General features: G+C 55.5%; 13 protein-coding genes. 9 read left to right on the top strand and 4 right to left on the bottom strand.

Annotation, left to right across the window (positions count from 1 at the left end; translation table 11 throughout):
• The first annotated feature begins 10 nt into the window (after positions 1-10).
• Positions 11-397, top strand: coding sequence for a SirB2 family protein (locus tag J4377_RS09915; protein WP_120386869.1), 387 nt, complete (start codon positions 11-13; stop codon positions 395-397).
• On the opposite strand, the gene J4377_RS09910 is transcribed toward J4377_RS09915, so the two are convergent.
• The 3 genes from J4377_RS09910 to hmpA form a co-directional block, all read right to left on the bottom strand.
• Positions 398-748 (bottom strand): DUF488 domain-containing protein, encoded by a 351-nt coding sequence (locus J4377_RS09910; RefSeq protein WP_198349628.1) that lies wholly within the window; start codon positions 746-748, stop codon positions 398-400. It abuts the gene before it with no gap.
• A 69-nt stretch (positions 749-817) separates the two neighbouring features.
• Positions 818-1,384, bottom strand: a complete 567-nt coding sequence (locus J4377_RS09905) for a Yip1 family protein (protein WP_253485401.1) — start codon at positions 1,382-1,384, stop codon at positions 818-820.
• Between the two features lie 184 nt (positions 1,385-1,568).
• Positions 1,569-2,741: an NO-inducible flavohemoprotein gene (hmpA, locus tag J4377_RS09900; protein WP_253485400.1), complete on the bottom strand. Its 1,173-nt coding sequence runs from the start codon at positions 2,739-2,741 to the stop codon at positions 1,569-1,571.
• A 158-nt stretch (positions 2,742-2,899) separates the two neighbouring features.
• On the opposite strand from hmpA, the gene J4377_RS09895 reads away from it, so the two are divergent.
• The gene (locus tag J4377_RS09895; RefSeq protein ID WP_253485399.1) at positions 2,900-4,111 is read left to right on the top strand and encodes an NnrS family protein; all 1,212 of its coding nucleotides are present in this window, start codon (positions 2,900-2,902) and stop codon (positions 4,109-4,111) included.
• Between the two features lie 6 nt (positions 4,112-4,117).
• Here J4377_RS09895 and J4377_RS09890 read toward each other — a convergent pair whose 3' ends face one another.
• Positions 4,118-4,564, bottom strand: coding sequence for an Rrf2 family transcriptional regulator (locus J4377_RS09890; protein WP_253485398.1), 447 nt, complete (start codon positions 4,562-4,564; stop codon positions 4,118-4,120).
• Between the two features lie 311 nt (positions 4,565-4,875).
• Between J4377_RS09890 and J4377_RS09885 the strand changes: the two genes are divergently transcribed.
• The 7 genes from J4377_RS09885 to glp are packed head-to-tail and all read left to right on the top strand — an operon-like array spanning position 4,876 to position 14,478.
• Positions 4,876-8,673, top strand: coding sequence for a nitrate reductase subunit alpha (locus J4377_RS09885; protein ID WP_253485397.1), 3,798 nt, complete (start codon positions 4,876-4,878; stop codon positions 8,671-8,673).
• Positions 8,670-10,232: a nitrate reductase subunit beta gene (gene narH / locus J4377_RS09880; protein WP_089038514.1), complete on the top strand. Its 1,563-nt coding sequence runs from the start codon at positions 8,670-8,672 to the stop codon at positions 10,230-10,232. Before J4377_RS09885 ends, narH begins: the two co-directional genes overlap by 4 nt.
• Complete coding sequence (narJ, locus tag J4377_RS09875) at positions 10,225-11,037, top strand: nitrate reductase molybdenum cofactor assembly chaperone (protein ID WP_253485396.1); 813 nt, start codon at positions 10,225-10,227, stop codon at positions 11,035-11,037. Before narH ends, narJ begins: the two co-directional genes overlap by 8 nt.
• Positions 11,038-11,050: 13 nt before the next feature.
• The gene (gene narI, locus J4377_RS09870; RefSeq protein ID WP_038484872.1) at positions 11,051-11,743 is read left to right on the top strand and encodes a respiratory nitrate reductase subunit gamma; all 693 of its coding nucleotides are present in this window, start codon (positions 11,051-11,053) and stop codon (positions 11,741-11,743) included.
• Positions 11,744-11,783: 40 nt separating this feature from the next.
• Positions 11,784-12,605 carry a peptidylprolyl isomerase gene (locus J4377_RS09865; RefSeq protein ID WP_038484870.1) on the top strand — a complete coding sequence of 274 codons (822 nt, stop codon included), beginning with the start codon at positions 11,784-11,786 and terminating at the stop codon, positions 12,603-12,605.
• A 35-nt stretch (positions 12,606-12,640) separates the two neighbouring features.
• Positions 12,641-13,219 (top strand): molybdenum cofactor biosynthesis protein B, encoded by a 579-nt coding sequence (gene moaB, locus J4377_RS09860; protein ID WP_253485395.1) that lies wholly within the window; start codon positions 12,641-12,643, stop codon positions 13,217-13,219.
• Entirely contained in the window at positions 13,216-14,478 is a 1,263-nt protein-coding gene (glp, locus tag J4377_RS09855; RefSeq protein ID WP_253485394.1) for a gephyrin-like molybdotransferase Glp, read from the top strand. Before moaB ends, glp begins: the two co-directional genes overlap by 4 nt.
• The last annotated feature ends 50 nt before the right edge of the window (positions 14,479-14,528 follow it).

Genomic DNA, 14,528 nt, shown 5'->3' with positions numbered 1-14,528 from the left:
GGCCGGTACCATGGAGCACTATTTCCTCATCAAGCACCTGCACATGACGGCCGCTGCGCTGAGCATCACGCTCTTCGTAGTGCGCGCCTGGTGGTCGGTGCAGGAAAGCCCGCGACTCAACGCCTGTTGGGTCAAGGTATTGCCCCATCTTATTGATACGGCTTTGTTGGGGCTGGGGGTGACTTTGATGGCATTGCTTTCCGTATGGCCCTGGCAGCTTCCTTGGCTTGGCGCCAAGTTACTGGCGCTGCTGGCCTATATCGGTATTGGCACCATTGCGATTAAGCGCGGGGCTACGCCAACGGTGCGAGCCCTAGCTGCGGTAGTGGCGGTGGCCATCTTTGCCTATATGGTGGGGGCTGCTATTCACCACAGCCCGCTTTCCTGGTTGGGCTGATTATTTCAGCATTCTTAAGTACTGGCGAAGTACCTCGGCATTGTTGCGGCGCTCTTCCTTAGAAGCAAACACCAGAGTAACTCGCTCTTTCCTGGCACGTTGTGCAAGGTCCCGAAGAGTCTCGCGATAGGACGTTAATTCTTTGAGATAGCGTCGGCGGAAGCCATTCCAATCGAGTGAGTCAGTATGAAACGCTTTGCGAAGCTCGCTGCTCGGTGCAATTTCCTTACGCCACTCATTAATTTTAGCATCCTCCTTGGACACCCCGCGTGGCCAGATACCATCGACGAGAACACGATAACCATCCTTGTTGTGCGGTGATTCGTAGGCACGCTTTAATTCGATACTCATCGTTACCTCGTTAGTCACTGTATCGCCCTCTAAACCTAGCGAGTTAGTAGCCTCCGTTCTACCTGAAGTTTAATAAGCCCAAACAATAGCCATCAGTAGACCCCATGCCAGCATTCCGGCGGCCATAACGGTGTAAGTTACAGACATTGTTGTGACGTCATTTGCTGAGCGTTTACACAGAGCCTGCAACCCGTGGTAGACCAAACTGCAAGAGATACCAAGTGCTACTAGCACTATCAGGGTATTGAACAACAGGCTAGGGATCAGCAGGGCGATCGCTGCAGACCAAAGTGGTAAAGGTGCTAGGGCTGCCACCAGATAAGTGTCGTGGTAGCTAATTGATAGATCCCGATCGCTATTGACCACCGCGTGAATTAGCCAGCCCATCACGAAGAAGGTGAGCAGCTCAGCCAAGAACAGAATGGTAGTGATGAAGCGCCACTGTCGGTCAGCAAAGCCTGGAGCAAAAATATCTCCGTAGTGTGTGCCCGCGTAATAGAGCATCACCGGGGGGAGTAACGACATGGGCAGCACGATGCACCAAGCCAGAGTGGCGATTGAAGGATGGCGTTGCTGGAGGTCTTTCCATCCCGCTAAATGGGTAAAGGGCAATTGAATAATGCTTAGAGGGGTCATTGTGTTAGCCTCGCCGCCGGTTGAGATCGTAGCTGATAATTAAAATATCATGTTGTGATGTTATTTAAGGAGTAGGACTTACTGGCGGTTCTGTCAAGGTAGTTCTGCTTTCATCTAACGAGAGGATCGCAGTTGGCTGAGCTGTTAATGAGCGGCCTCAGGTAGATGCCGAGGCCGCCCATTATTAAGCTGCGTCGAGTGGGCGTGAGGGGCCAAAGTGCTCAAAGTGTCGGCGATCCTCGTCGACTCCCAATTCTGACAACGCATTATTAATCGCTGTCATAAACCCTTGAGGGCCGACGAAATAGCAGCGCGCCTTAAGATCAGGCAGGTAGTGAGCTAATAAGCTGCGGTCGATACGACCAATATGTTCGGCTTCGTTGCCACGCTCATGAATGCGGACAGCCTTAAGGCGTTGAGGATACTCGCTTTTCAGCGTCTCTAATTCACCTTTAAAGGCCTGATGTTCGGCATCTAGGGCAGCGTGTAGATAGATAACTTGCCGCCCAAGGGACAGGGCATGGCGTGCCATGGGGAGCAGGGGCGTTTGCCCAACGCCGCCGCTGGCAAGCAGCAGAGGCTCGTCACCTTCAATCAGCGTGAGGTCACCTGCTGGTGGTAATAGTTCCAAGGTGTCGCCGGGTTGTAAGACATCGTGGAAGTGGCGGCTGACTTGGCCCTGTTCTTCGCGTTTGATCGAGATTCGATAGCTTTGACCATTCGGCGTGTCTGAGAGGCTGTAATGCCGATAAACCAGCTCGCCATTAATGGTTAGACGTACACCGATATACTGCCCCGGCTCATGGTCAGCCACGCGCTCCCCATCCTCGGGCTCAAGGATAAAAGAACGAATTAAAGCACTTTCCTGCTGGGTACTGGCAATCTTGAAACGGCGTGTGCCACGCCATCCGCCAGGGCGCTGTTCAAACTCACGATAGCGCTGATCTTCCAGGTCAATTAACAGGGCGGCAAGCTCGTTATATAGAGCGCCCCATGCGTCGGCGATTTCCGGGGTGACAGCTTCACCCAGCACTTCGCCAATCGCCGCCAGTAGGCATTCACCGACAATTGGATACTGTTCGGGAAGAATGCCTAGCGAGATGTGTTTACTGACCACGACATCAAGGGTTGCGCGCGCCTGAGCAGGGTTGCTGCGCAATTGAACATAGGCCAACACGGCGTTGGCCAGTGCGCGGGGCTGACCACCGCTTTGCTGGTGTACCTCATTAAAGAGGGGCTTAACCTCTGGATAGCGGGTGAACATCAGTGGATAGAAGCGTTGGGTAATCGCATTCAGGTGTTCGGCCACGATGGGGGCTGTCGCGTTAATCAGCTTTTCCTGCTCATGTGTTAGCACTGTTACTACCTCGATAATTTAAGATGTATTAGAAATGCATCTTAATTCCACAGGCCTTTAAATGCTAGCCATAAGATGTATTTTTGATACATGTCATGGTCTTTGTTGGTGGCTAGGCGCACACTCATATTTCCAAGTAAATTAGTCGGGATTACGCCATGCCAACGACCACCTCATCTCAGCCTGCTTCTAAGCTTGAGCATTTACCCTTAATGCGCCTGGCTTTCAGGCCTTTCTTTCTGCTGGCCGCGCTGTTTAGTGTGGTGTCCCTCTTGGTGTGGTTGGCCTTCTGGCACGGTACTATTTTGCTGCGACCTTATGGCGGTCTGGTTTTCTGGCATCAGCATGAAATGTTGTTTGGCTTTGCCGCGGCGGTGGTGGCGGGGTTTTTACTAACCGCTGTGCGTAACTGGACAGGGTTGCCGAGTTTAAACGGCGGGCCGCTGCTGGGTCTGGTGGTGCTATGGCTATTAGGTAGGGTGCTGATGGCTTTTCCAATGGATTTGCCAGAATGGCTGCTGCTGGCGGTTGACCTTGCATTTCTTCCAGTGGTTGCCGTGGTTATGGCGCGTCTCGTTATCACCGCAAAGCGTTGGCGCAACTTGATCTTTGTGCCTGTGCTGTTGCTGTTTGCCACTGCTAATCTGGCGATGCACTTGGGAGTCATGCAAGGTGATGCCGAGCTGATCCGCCAAGCGGCCTACTTAGCCGTGCTGTTAATTACCCTAATGATGACCGTCGTAGGCGGGCGTGTGATTGCCATGTTTACTGCCAATCGTTTGAACCGCACCAAGCCTGAACCGATTGCTTTACTCGAAAGAGTAACGCTGGTTAGCACGGCTGGCGTCGTCTTGCTACAGCTGGTCATCATGTTGGGGGTTGCCATTCCTACTTTATTAATGGCTGGGGTGATGCTCTTAGCAGCGTTGGCCAACACTGTTCGCATGGCGCGTTGGGGTGGGTTGCATAGCTGGCGTGAACCTTTACTTTGGGGGCTCCATGGTAGTTACGCCTGCATTCCGCTAGGGCTTGTCATGTGGGTCTTGGCACTCATGGGGCTGATGCGCGTTGAACTTGCCGTGCACGCTCTGACCATTGGTGGCATGGGCACCATGATGCTGGCCATGATGGCCAGGGTTTCGCTAGGTCATACGGGCCGCCCCATACGCACATTGCCTGGTATTGGTGTGGCGCTGGGCTTAATGCTAATAGCCGCCTTGGTGCGCTCACCCGTCTTGGCGTTATTTCCTCAGATTACCCACTGGACCTATACGCTGAGCATCATCTTCTGGTGCTTAGCCTACGCAATATTTCTCGCGCACTACACTTGGCCGCTGATGCAGGCGCGAGTCGACGGTCAGGATGGCTAGGGAGTGCTATGCGCTGACGGTAGGAATGCGCATAAGTTGCGCCAGTTGAGATCGTTGACTGCCCAGCAGGTCGGCCAACGTATAGTGGTCTAGCACACCTATAAATGCTGACAGTGCATCATTAAGAATCGGTTGAAGGCGACATGCAGGCGTAATGATGCAGGCGTTGTCGCTATGAAAGCACTCCACTAACGCCATGTCATGCTCCATCTCGCGTACTAGCTCGCCTAACCCAATGGTGGCGGGGTCCCGTGTCAGCAGTAAGCCGCCATTCTTGCCACGAATAGCGGTAACGTAGTTCTTTTGACTTAGCTCTTGAACGATTTTCATCAAATGATTGCGTGAGATATTAAAGGTCTCGGCAATCTCGTGAATGGTAGAGCGCTCCTCTCCCTTGGTAGCAAGAAAGATTAATACGCGTATCGAATAATCAGTGAATCGGGTGAGGTGCATGGAGTGCGTTTTGCTCCGAGAGTAATCCGGCTATAAAAAGCATGTTGTATGAATGTTCAGTGAGTTGCAATGTAAACGTAGTTGAAGGCCTGCGAGCATATTCCGCTCCGCTACAGCAAGCATTCAAGCACGGTGTAATTTCAACAGCGCCAACCGTCTATTCCTTTACGTTGGCCGCTCTATCACCTTAGGGGTAGATAGGGTGTATATGGAGGTAATCACGCAGTAATTCCCTTGTCGATCACGCAGAATCCACTCCATGGAGCCCGCCTGGCGGGTACGCAAATTTCCGAGGAGCCTGGAGATCGACCATGAGTCACTTCATAGATCGGCTGAATTTCTTCCGCAAGTCCCGCGAGCCTTTTGCCAACGAACACGGTGAACTACGCAGCGAATCCCGCCAGTGGGAAGATAGCTATCGTGCCCGCTGGCAGCACGACAAAGTGGTACGCAGCACCCATGGGGTGAACTGCACCGGCTCCTGTAGCTGGAAGATCTACGTCAAAAACGGTTTAGTTACCTGGGAAACCCAGCAGACTGACTACCCCCGTACCCGTCCCGACCTGCCTAACCATGAGCCGCGTGGTTGCCCCCGCGGCGCCAGCTACTCCTGGTATCTGTACAGCGCTAACCGCCTCAAGTACCCGTTGATTCGTAAGCCGTTGCTGGCGCTATGGCGCGAAGCGCTCAAGGCTAATCCAGACCCGGTCGACGCCTGGGCGTCTATTGTTGAAGACCCTGCCAAAACTAAACAGTACAAGCGTGCCCGCGGCATGGGCGGCTTCGTTCGCGGTAACTGGGATGAGCTCAACGAGCTGGTCGCTGCCTCTAACGTTTACACCGCTAAGCAGTACGGCCCTGATCGTATCCTTGGCTTTTCGCCGATTCCTGCCATGTCGATGGTCAGCTACGCCGCGGGTAGCCGCTACCTGTCGCTGATAGGCGGCGTCTGCATGAGCTTCTACGACTGGTACTGTGACTTGCCGCCGGCCTCGCCAATGACCTGGGGTGAGCAGACCGACGTACCTGAATCCGCTGACTGGTACAACTCCGGCTATATTATCGCCTGGGGCTCTAATGTGCCTCAAACGCGTACCCCGGATGCGCACTTCTTTACCGAAGTGCGATACAAGGGTACCAAGACGGTTTCGATTACTCCGGATTATGCCGAAGTTTCCAAACTGACCGACGAATGGCTGTCCGCCAAGCAGGGTACCGATGCCGCCCTGGCGATGGCCATGGGCCACGTCATTCTCAAAGAGTTCCACCTCAATAACCCGAGTGCTTACTTCACGGACTATGTGCGCCGCTATACCGACATGCCGTTCCTGGTGGAACTGGAAGTGCGTGAAGATGGCAGCTTCGCACCGGGTCGCCAACTGCGTGCAAGTGATTTTGATGCTGCCCTGGGTCAGGAAAACAATCCCGAGTGGAAAACCGTCGCCTGGGACGAAACCCGTGACCAGCTGGTGGTGCCACGCGGCTCCATCGGTTTCCGCTGGGGCGAAACCGGCGACGAAGTGGGCAAGTGGAATCTGGAATCGCTGGACGCCGCAGGCACTGAAATCAAGCCGTTGCTAAGTTTGGTCAACCACCACGATAGCGTCGCGCGCGTGGCGTTCCCTTACTTCGGTGGCATCGAGCACGAGCACTTTGAGCACGTCAAAGGGGCCGGTGTAGGCGCCGCCGATGACCTACTGTTCCACAATTTGCCCGCCAAACGCTTGAAGAGAGCCGATGGCAGCGACATGCTGGCGGTCACCGTTTTTGATCTGATGTGTGCCAACTACGGTATCGACCGTGGCTTTGTTGGCGACGGCGAAGATGATGGCGCGACCTCATTTGATCAGATTCGTCCCTATACCCCCGCGTGGCAGGAGAAAATCACCGGCGTCCCTGCAGAGCAGTGCACCCGCATTGCCCGTGAATTTGCCGATAACGCCCATAAAACCAACGGCCGTAGCATGATCATCGTTGGTGCCGGTATGAACCACTGGTACCACATGGATATGAACTACCGCGGCCTGATTAATATGCTGGTTATGTGTGGCTGTATCGGTCAGAGCGGTGGCGGCTGGGCTCACTATGTTGGTCAGGAAAAACTGCGCCCACAGACCGGCTGGACGCCTTTGGCCTTTGGCCTCGACTGGCAGCGCCCGCCGCGCCATATGAACTCTACTTCCTTCTTCTATAGTCACTCCTCCCAGTGGCGCTACGAGAAGCTCGAGATTAAAGAGATTCTTTCGCCGTTGGCCAAGGCCGAGGATTACCCCGGTAGCCTGATTGACTTTAACGTGCGTGCTGAGCGCATGGGCTGGCTGCCGTCAGCACCACAGCTGGACACTAACCCGCTACGCCTAGCGAAAAAAGCCGAAGCCGCGGGTATGTCGACAGCCGATTATGCCGTTCAGCAGCTCAAGAAGGGTGAACTGCGCTTTGCAGCGGAAGACCCGGATGCGCCAGAGAACTTCCCACGTAATATGTTCATCTGGCGCTCCAACCTGCTTGGTAGTTCCGGTAAGGGCCATGAGTACATGCTCAAGTACCTGCTGGGTACTCGCCACGGTATTCAGGGTAAAGATCTGGGCGACTTCGGCGGCCAGAAGCCCGAAGAAGTGGTATGGCGTGACGAGGCGCCGGAAGGCAAGCTCGACCTGCTGGTGACGCTGGATTTCCGCATGTCCACCACCTGCCTCTACTCGGATATCGTGCTGCCTACGGCGACCTGGTATGAGAAGGACGACCTTAACACTTCTGACATGCACCCCTTTATTCACCCCTTGACTGCCGCCACCGACCCAGCTTGGGAATCGCGCAGTGACTGGGATATTTATAAGGGTATTGCCAAAGCATTCTCCAAGGTGTGTGTCGGCCACCTGGGCGAAGAGACCGACCTGGTCACGCTGCCGATGCAGCATGACTCGCCAGGAGAGTTGGCCCAACCGGCGGTGATGGATTGGAAGAAGGGCGAATGCGCGCCGATTCCCGGCAAGACCATGCCATCGCTGATTGAAGTCAAGCGCAACTATCCCGAAACCTATGAGCGCTTCACCTCCGTAGGGCCGCTGCTGGAAAGCATCGGTAACGGCGGCAAGGGTATCGCTTGGAACACCGATGCGGAAGTCGAGCTGCTGGGCAAACTCAACCATCGCAAGCTGGATGGTCCGCATAAAGGGCGTCCGTTGATCGACAGCGCCATCGATGCCGCCGAGATGATTCTCACCCTGGCACCGGAAACCAATGGCGCCGTGGCAGTAAAAGCGTGGGATGCGCTTTCCAAGATTACCGGGCGTGATCACACGCATTTGGCTAAGCCTAAGCACGAAGAGAAAATTCGCTTCCGCGATATCGTCGCTCAGCCACGCAAGATTATCTCCAGCCCGACCTGGTCCGGCCTTGAGGATGAGCATGTCTCCTATAACGCCGGTTACACCAACGTTCACGAGCTGATTCCATGGCGCACCGTGAGTGGTCGTCAGCAGTTCTATCAGGATCATGCCTGGATGCGCGCATTCGGTGAAAGCCTGCTGGTCTATCGTCCGCCCATCGATACCAAGGCGGCCAAAGGCTTCCAGCTTCCCGCCGACAACGGCTTCAAGAGCAAGGCGCTGAACTTTCTCACGCCGCACCAGAAGTGGGGCATCCACTCCACTTACTCGGACAACCTGCTGATGTTGACGCTTAACCGAGGCGGCCCGGTGGTGTGGCTCTCCGAGGCAGATGCGGCTGAGATCGATATCGAGGACAACGACTGGATCGAGGTCTACAACGCCAACGGCTCGATTGCTGCGCGGGCAGTGGTCAGCCAGCGGGTCAAAGCGGGCATGGTGATGATGTACCACGCTCAGGAGCGCAACGTGAACGTGCCTGGCTCTGAGGTCACCGGTACGCGGGGCGGTATTCACAACTCGGTCACCCGGGTCTGCCCCAAGCCAACCCATATGATCGGCGGCTACGCGCAGCTCTCTTACAGTTTTAATTACTACGGCACCGTCGGCTCAAACCGCGATGAGTTCGTGTTAGTGCGCAAGATGAAACACATTGAATGGCTGGATGGTGAAGGCAATGACAGTGTTCAAAAGAACAGTGCTCAGGAGGCCGTGAAATGAAAATTCGTTCCCAGGTAGGCATGGTTCTCAACCTTGATAAGTGTATCGGTTGCCACACCTGTTCGGTGACCTGCAAAAATGTCTGGACCAGTCGCGAAGGTATGGAGTACGCCTGGTTCAACAATGTCGAGACCAAGCCCGGTATCGGCTATCCCAAAGAGTGGGAGAACCAGGCCAAGTGGAAGGGCGGTTGGATGCGCCGTAACGACGGTCGGATTGAACCGCGTATTGGTGGCAAATGGCGGGTGCTGGCGAACATTTTCGCCAACCCCGACTTGCCTGAAATGGACGACTACTATGAGCCGTTCACGTTTGACTACCAACATCTGCATACCGCCAAGATCGGCGAGCACCAGCCGGTGGCGCGCCCGCGCTCGCTGATTTCCGGTCAGCGCATGAAAAAGATCGAGTGGGGCCCCAACTGGGAAGAGATTCTTGGCACCGAGTTCGCCAAGCGGCGCAAAGACGCCAACTTCGACAAGGTGCAGGCAGATATTTACGGCCAGTTCGAAAACACCTTCATGATGTATCTGCCGCGCCTGTGCGAGCACTGCTTGAACCCAACCTGTGTAGCGGCTTGCCCCAGTGGTGCGATCTACAAGCGGGAAGAAGATGGTATCGTTCTAATCGACCAGGACAAGTGCCGTGGCTGGCGTATGTGTATCTCTGGCTGCCCCTACAAGAAGATCTACTACAACTGGAAAAGCGGTAAGTCCGAGAAGTGTATCTTCTGCTACCCGCGTATCGAGGCCGGTCAACCGACTATCTGTTCCGAAACTTGTGTGGGCCGCATCCGCTATCTCGGCGTGCTGCTGTATGACGCTGACCGTATCGAGGAAGTGGCAAGCTCCCCTGACGAGCGTGATCTCTACCACCGCCAGTGCGAGATTTTCCTAGATCCCAACGATCCGGAAGTGATTGCCCAGGCCAAGCGGGATGGCATCCAGGATAACGTCATCAAAGCCGCCCAGGCCTCTCCGGTCTACAAGATGGCTATCGACTGGGGATTGGCGCTGCCGCTGCACCCGGAATACCGCACGCTGCCGATGGTGTGGTACGTACCGCCGCTGTCGCCGATTCAATCCGCCGCTGAGGCGGGGCATGTCGAGTTCGACGGCATCCTGCCCAAGATTGAATCGCTGCGTATCCCGGTGAAGTACCTAGCTAACCTGTTGACTGCCGGTGAAGAGGAGCCCGTGGTGTTGGCACTCAAGCGCTTAATGGCGATGCGGGTCTATATGCGCGGCAAGCACGTAGAGGGTTCACCCAACGCCGACGTGCTCGATGCCGTGGGTCTGAGCGTCGCTCAGGTAGAGGAGATGTACCGCTACCTAGCCATTGCCAACTATGAGGATCGTTTTGTGATCCCCACCAGCCATCGAGAAATGGCCACCGAAGCCTTCCCGGAACGGGGCGGATGCGGCTTTACCTTTGGTGATGGTTGCCATGGTGAGAGCCAGCCCAACTTGTTTAATGGCCGTAAGCAGACCAGCGTGTTGGTGAAACCGGTAGAGGTCTTCGACCCGCAGCCACAACTTGAGGAGTCTCGTCATGACTGAAGCCGCTACCCAATCGCCGATCCCGGTAGAGCCGTCGCTCGAACCGCTACAGGGTATGCGTAGCCTACGCGTACTGGCCCGCCTGCTCGATTACCCGACCCAGGAACTGCAGGATGCCAGCGGCGAGCTCATCGAAATTCTCAATGCCGAGCGCCGCCTGGGGGCGGCTCTCAAACCGTCGCTAATGGAGTGGTGTCAGCGTCTCCAAGAGGGCGACCTGCTTGAGCTACAGGCCGAGTACGTCGCCATGTTCGATAAGGGGCGGGCTACGTCGCTGCTGCTATTCGAACACGTTCACGGTGAGTCCCGTGATCGTGGTCAGGCCATGGTGGATCTCATGGCCGAGTACAGCGCGGCCGGTTTTGAGCTGGATGCCCGTGAACTGCCCGATCATCTACCGGTATTTCTTGAATACCTTTCAATGTGCGACGACGCCGAGATAGGCCGCTGGCTGGGCGAAATACGCCATATTCTAGCGTTGCTGACGGCACGGCTGGAGGAGCGGGGAGCGGATCACGCGCTAGTACCGCTGTCACTATTGGCGTTAATCGGCGCCGAGGGAGATGTCGAGGAGCATCGGCCCCAGGTCAAAAAAGAAGTGCCGGACAACACCCCCGAAGCCTTGGACGCCGTATGGGAAGAAGAAGCGGTGCGTTTCTCAGCGACCTCTGACGAAGACTGTGCGCTGCAGTCTGCTGAAGGTCGCCGCTTGGTTGAGCGCAAGCACACCGTTCAGAGCCAGCCGGTACGCATTATGCCTGCTCCGTCTTTAAATGCCTCTTCCGCTCCTTCCGCCGATCGTTAATAGGAGAATCACCATGTATGACGCGATTGCGCATTACTTAACCCATCTGATCTACGGTTACTACCCCTATCTCGCGGGCACGGTGTTTCTGCTTGGCAGCCTGCTCCGTTTTGATCATGGTCAGTACACTTGGAAGACCGGTTCTAGCCAGATGCTCTCTTCAAAGAACATGCGCCTGGGCAGCAACCTGTTTCATATCGGGATTATCGTGATTTTCTTCGGTCACTTGGTGGGCATGCTCACGCCGCACTGGGTTTATGAGCCGTTCCTGCACGCCGGTACTAAACAGCTAGTGGCTATCGTGGTGGGCGGTATTGCCGGTGCCATGTGCGTGGTGGGCGGCGCCATGTTGCTCTATCGTCGTCTGGCCAACCCGCGCGTAAAGGCGTCGTCGAGCATGATGGATACCTTGATCTTGGGCTTGATCGTCTTACAGGCGTGCCTAGGTATGGTGACCATCATCTTCTCGTTGGGCCATATGGACGGCGAGATGATGCTAACGCTCTCCAGCTGGGCGCAGTCGATTGTCTTCTTCAGCGGCGGTGCGGCGGACTACATGCAGGAAGTGTCGTGGATCTACAAACTGCATATCTTTATCGGCCTGACCATCATCCTGCTGTTCCCCTTTACCCGCTTGGTGCATGTGTGGAGCGCGCCGTTTGGCTATGTGACCCGGCGTTATCAGCTTGTCCGCCGTCGTGGCTAAAAACTGGCTTGTGCTCGGCCAGGCCTAGAGGAGAAATAATATGCAGATGATTGATATCGAACAGTTACCTGGGGGCGTTGCTGCGCCTCCGGTACGTGTCGGTGATACCCCTATCGATGAAGCAACGATTGCGTTGGAGATGCAGTACCACCCCGCCGAAACGGCGGGAGAGGCCCAGCTTCAGGCAGCCCGTGCGTTGGTGGTCAGAGAGCTGCTTCGCCAGCGTGCTAGCGTCCTGGGCCTACTATTGACACAGGACGTTAGCGAGGCACAGGAAGATGCGGCGATTGCTGCTTTGCTCGAACAGGAGCTTGAGGTGCCCGAACCGGGGGAAGCAGATTGCCAGCGCTTTTTTGACACCCACCGTGAGCGCTTTAGCGAACCAGTGCAGTTACGCGTTCGGCATATCCTGCTCGCGGCCGCACCCGATGACTCCCAGGGTCGCGACGATGCTTACCAGCTTGGCGAAAAGCTACTCGAACAGCTTAATCAGATACCCGAACGGTTTGCCGAATTTGCTCAACACCACTCCGCGTGCCCTTCAAAAGAGCTGGATGGTGATTTGGGTTGGCTAGTGTCGGGGCAAACCGTTCCAGAGTTGGACCGCGCTTTGCAGCACCTGCCCGAAGGTCTACATGAGCGCCCCTTGGCGTCTCGCTATGGCTGGCATGTGGTCAGTATTGACGAGCGCAGAGAAGGTAGGGCGTTACCTTTCGATCAAGTGATTGACCGGGTGCGCCATAGCCTTCGGGAGCAGGCAACTCGACGTGCGCTGCGTCACTATTTGCTGATGTTAGAGAGCGAAATAGGCGTCGAAGGGATTGTGCTGGATGACGATGCTGGCGGCAGCTTGATGCAATAGCTTGAAGCAATAGGAAAGCTAATAGGAGAGGCTTGATGTCCCATGTTCCTGTAGATGCTCTTTTCATTCCGCTTGGCATCGCGGTGTTAACCGTTTCCGATACGCGTGGATTCGATCAAGATGGCAGTGGTGACTTACTCGCCGCGCATCTTATTGAAAGCGGCCATAACCTAATGGAGCGGCGCATCGTGCCTGATGATATTTATCAGGTTCGTGCTGTGGTTTCGGAATGGATTGCGCGTAACGAAATTCAGACGATCCTGGTAAATGGCGGTACGGGCTTCACTGCTCGCGATACCACACCTGAGGCGTTAGTTCCTCTTTTTGACAAAGCAATTGAGGGGTATGGCGAGTTGTTTCGCTACTACTCTCTGCAAACGATTGGCACGTCGACTATTCAATCTAGGGCAGTGGCGGGGGTTGCCAACCAGACACTGTTGTTTGCGATGCCCGGTTCGCCCAAAGCATGTGAATTGGCGTGGGAAAAAATCATCTCATTGCAGTTGGACTCCCGCACTCGGCCCTGCAACTTTGTAGCAATGGTGTTGCCTTCTGCTCCTGCTTGTAGTGGACGTCAAGTAGAAACGACGTCGCATGTTTCGGAGCGCTTATGAACTGTCAATGCGCAGAAATAGTCACGCCCGGCTTATTAAATTTATTTGATGCACGCCAACGAGTTATCGACGCAGCCACGCCGATTAATGCCGTAGAAAACGTCTCCCTTGAACAGTCGGCGGGGCGAGTGCTGGCAGAAATGGTGGTTGCACCTCTCGATATGCCGGGCGTGGACAATAGCGCTATGGATGGTTACGCGCTGTGTCTGGCTGATTACCAAGCGGCACCTCTCGGTGCAGGCCTACCCATTCTTCAACGCGTGCCAGCTGGCGCAGGTGTCATGCTGCTACCCGAAGGGGGCTGCGCGCGTATTTTCACCGGCGCGCCGGTACCCATAGGGGCGGATATTGTGGTGCCTCAAGAGCGGGTGACACTTGATCAGCGTGGGCATATACACCTCGAGGGTAGCTTGGTGCTAGGCGCTAATATTCGCTGTCAAGGCGAGGAGACCCGCATGGGAACCCCGCTACTCGCTGCGGGTAAGTTTCTTGACGCAGCGTCGATTGCGCTTCTGGCAAGCCACGGGATCAATATCGTTGCCGTCCAGCGGCGCCTAAGGGTGGCATTGCTCTCAACCGGCGATGAGCTGATTGCCCCAGGCACGGTGCGATCGCCGGGACAGGTATACGACAGCAATCGCGCCATGCTTAACGTACTGCTCGCACAAGCACAGTGCGATGTACTGGATCTGGGCGTCATCGCTGATTCGCCGCAGTCATTGCACCAGGCCTTTGAGCACGCACAAACCATTGCAGATGTGGTGATATGCACCGGTGGCGTTTCGGTAGGCGAGGAGGATCACGTTCGTCCGGTGATCGAGCAGCACGGTGGGCTATATTTTCATGGTGTTGCGATGAAACCCGGAAAGCCCTTTGCATTCGGTTATCTAGGCGCGGAGCCTTCCACTTGCACGCCGTTAATGGCGCTGCCGGGTAATCCCGTGGCCTCCCTGGTGGGCTGGCAACTGCTGGCGCTGCCGTTTATTCATGCTATGCAGGGTCGACACTTAGCTTCGTTACAGTGTTTTCCAGTAACAGCGGGCTTCTCTCAGCGTGGGCCCAAAGGGCGCTGCGAGCTATTACGGGTAGTGTTGGATTGGTCACAGGGGAGTCCGGTGGCGCAGTTAGCGGGCGGACAGGGCTCGCATATGCTTGGTGCGGCTAGCCAAGCTGATGGTTATTTAATGATTAACCCCGAAATCGATGTGGCAGAAGGGGAGGCGTATCACTACTACCCCATCAATCAGTTCGCCGCTTGAATCACTTTTCCAGCCGTGGCCACTGACCTTGGTAGTTTATAGGAGAGGGT

Origin of the sequence: Halomonas sp. XH26, assembly GCF_024138895.1 — a bacterium.
GTDB lineage: Bacteria > Pseudomonadota > Gammaproteobacteria > Pseudomonadales > Halomonadaceae > Vreelandella > Vreelandella alkaliphila.
The sequence above is the reverse complement of the archived record's forward strand: the minus strand, read 5'-3'. Positions and strand labels throughout refer to the sequence as shown.

What these genes read in the sequence shown, in the direction of transcription:
- J4377_RS09895 (WP_253485399.1), top strand. Translation starts at nt 2,900, where the DNA reads ATGCCAACGACCACCTCATCTCAGCCTGCTTCTAAGCTTGAGCATTTA.
- J4377_RS09905 (WP_253485401.1), bottom strand. Translation starts at nt 1,384, where the DNA reads ATGACCCCTCTAAGCATTATTCAATTGCCCTTTACCCATTTAGCGGGA.
- moaB (WP_253485395.1), top strand. Translation starts at nt 12,641, where the DNA reads ATGTCCCATGTTCCTGTAGATGCTCTTTTCATTCCGCTTGGCATCGCG.
- narJ (WP_253485396.1), top strand. Translation starts at nt 10,225, where the DNA reads ATGACTGAAGCCGCTACCCAATCGCCGATCCCGGTAGAGCCGTCGCTC.
- J4377_RS09865 (WP_038484870.1), top strand. Translation starts at nt 11,784, where the DNA reads ATGCAGATGATTGATATCGAACAGTTACCTGGGGGCGTTGCTGCGCCT.
- glp (WP_253485394.1), top strand. Translation starts at nt 13,216, where the DNA reads ATGAACTGTCAATGCGCAGAAATAGTCACGCCCGGCTTATTAAATTTA.
- narH (WP_089038514.1), top strand. Translation starts at nt 8,670, where the DNA reads ATGAAAATTCGTTCCCAGGTAGGCATGGTTCTCAACCTTGATAAGTGT.
- J4377_RS09910 (WP_198349628.1), bottom strand. Translation starts at nt 748, where the DNA reads ATGAGTATCGAATTAAAGCGTGCCTACGAATCACCGCACAACAAGGAT.
- J4377_RS09915 (WP_120386869.1), top strand. Translation starts at nt 11, where the DNA reads ATGGAGCACTATTTCCTCATCAAGCACCTGCACATGACGGCCGCTGCG.
- narI (WP_038484872.1), top strand. Translation starts at nt 11,051, where the DNA reads ATGTATGACGCGATTGCGCATTACTTAACCCATCTGATCTACGGTTAC.
- J4377_RS09890 (WP_253485398.1), bottom strand. Translation starts at nt 4,564, where the DNA reads ATGCACCTCACCCGATTCACTGATTATTCGATACGCGTATTAATCTTT.
- J4377_RS09885 (WP_253485397.1), top strand. Translation starts at nt 4,876, where the DNA reads ATGAGTCACTTCATAGATCGGCTGAATTTCTTCCGCAAGTCCCGCGAG.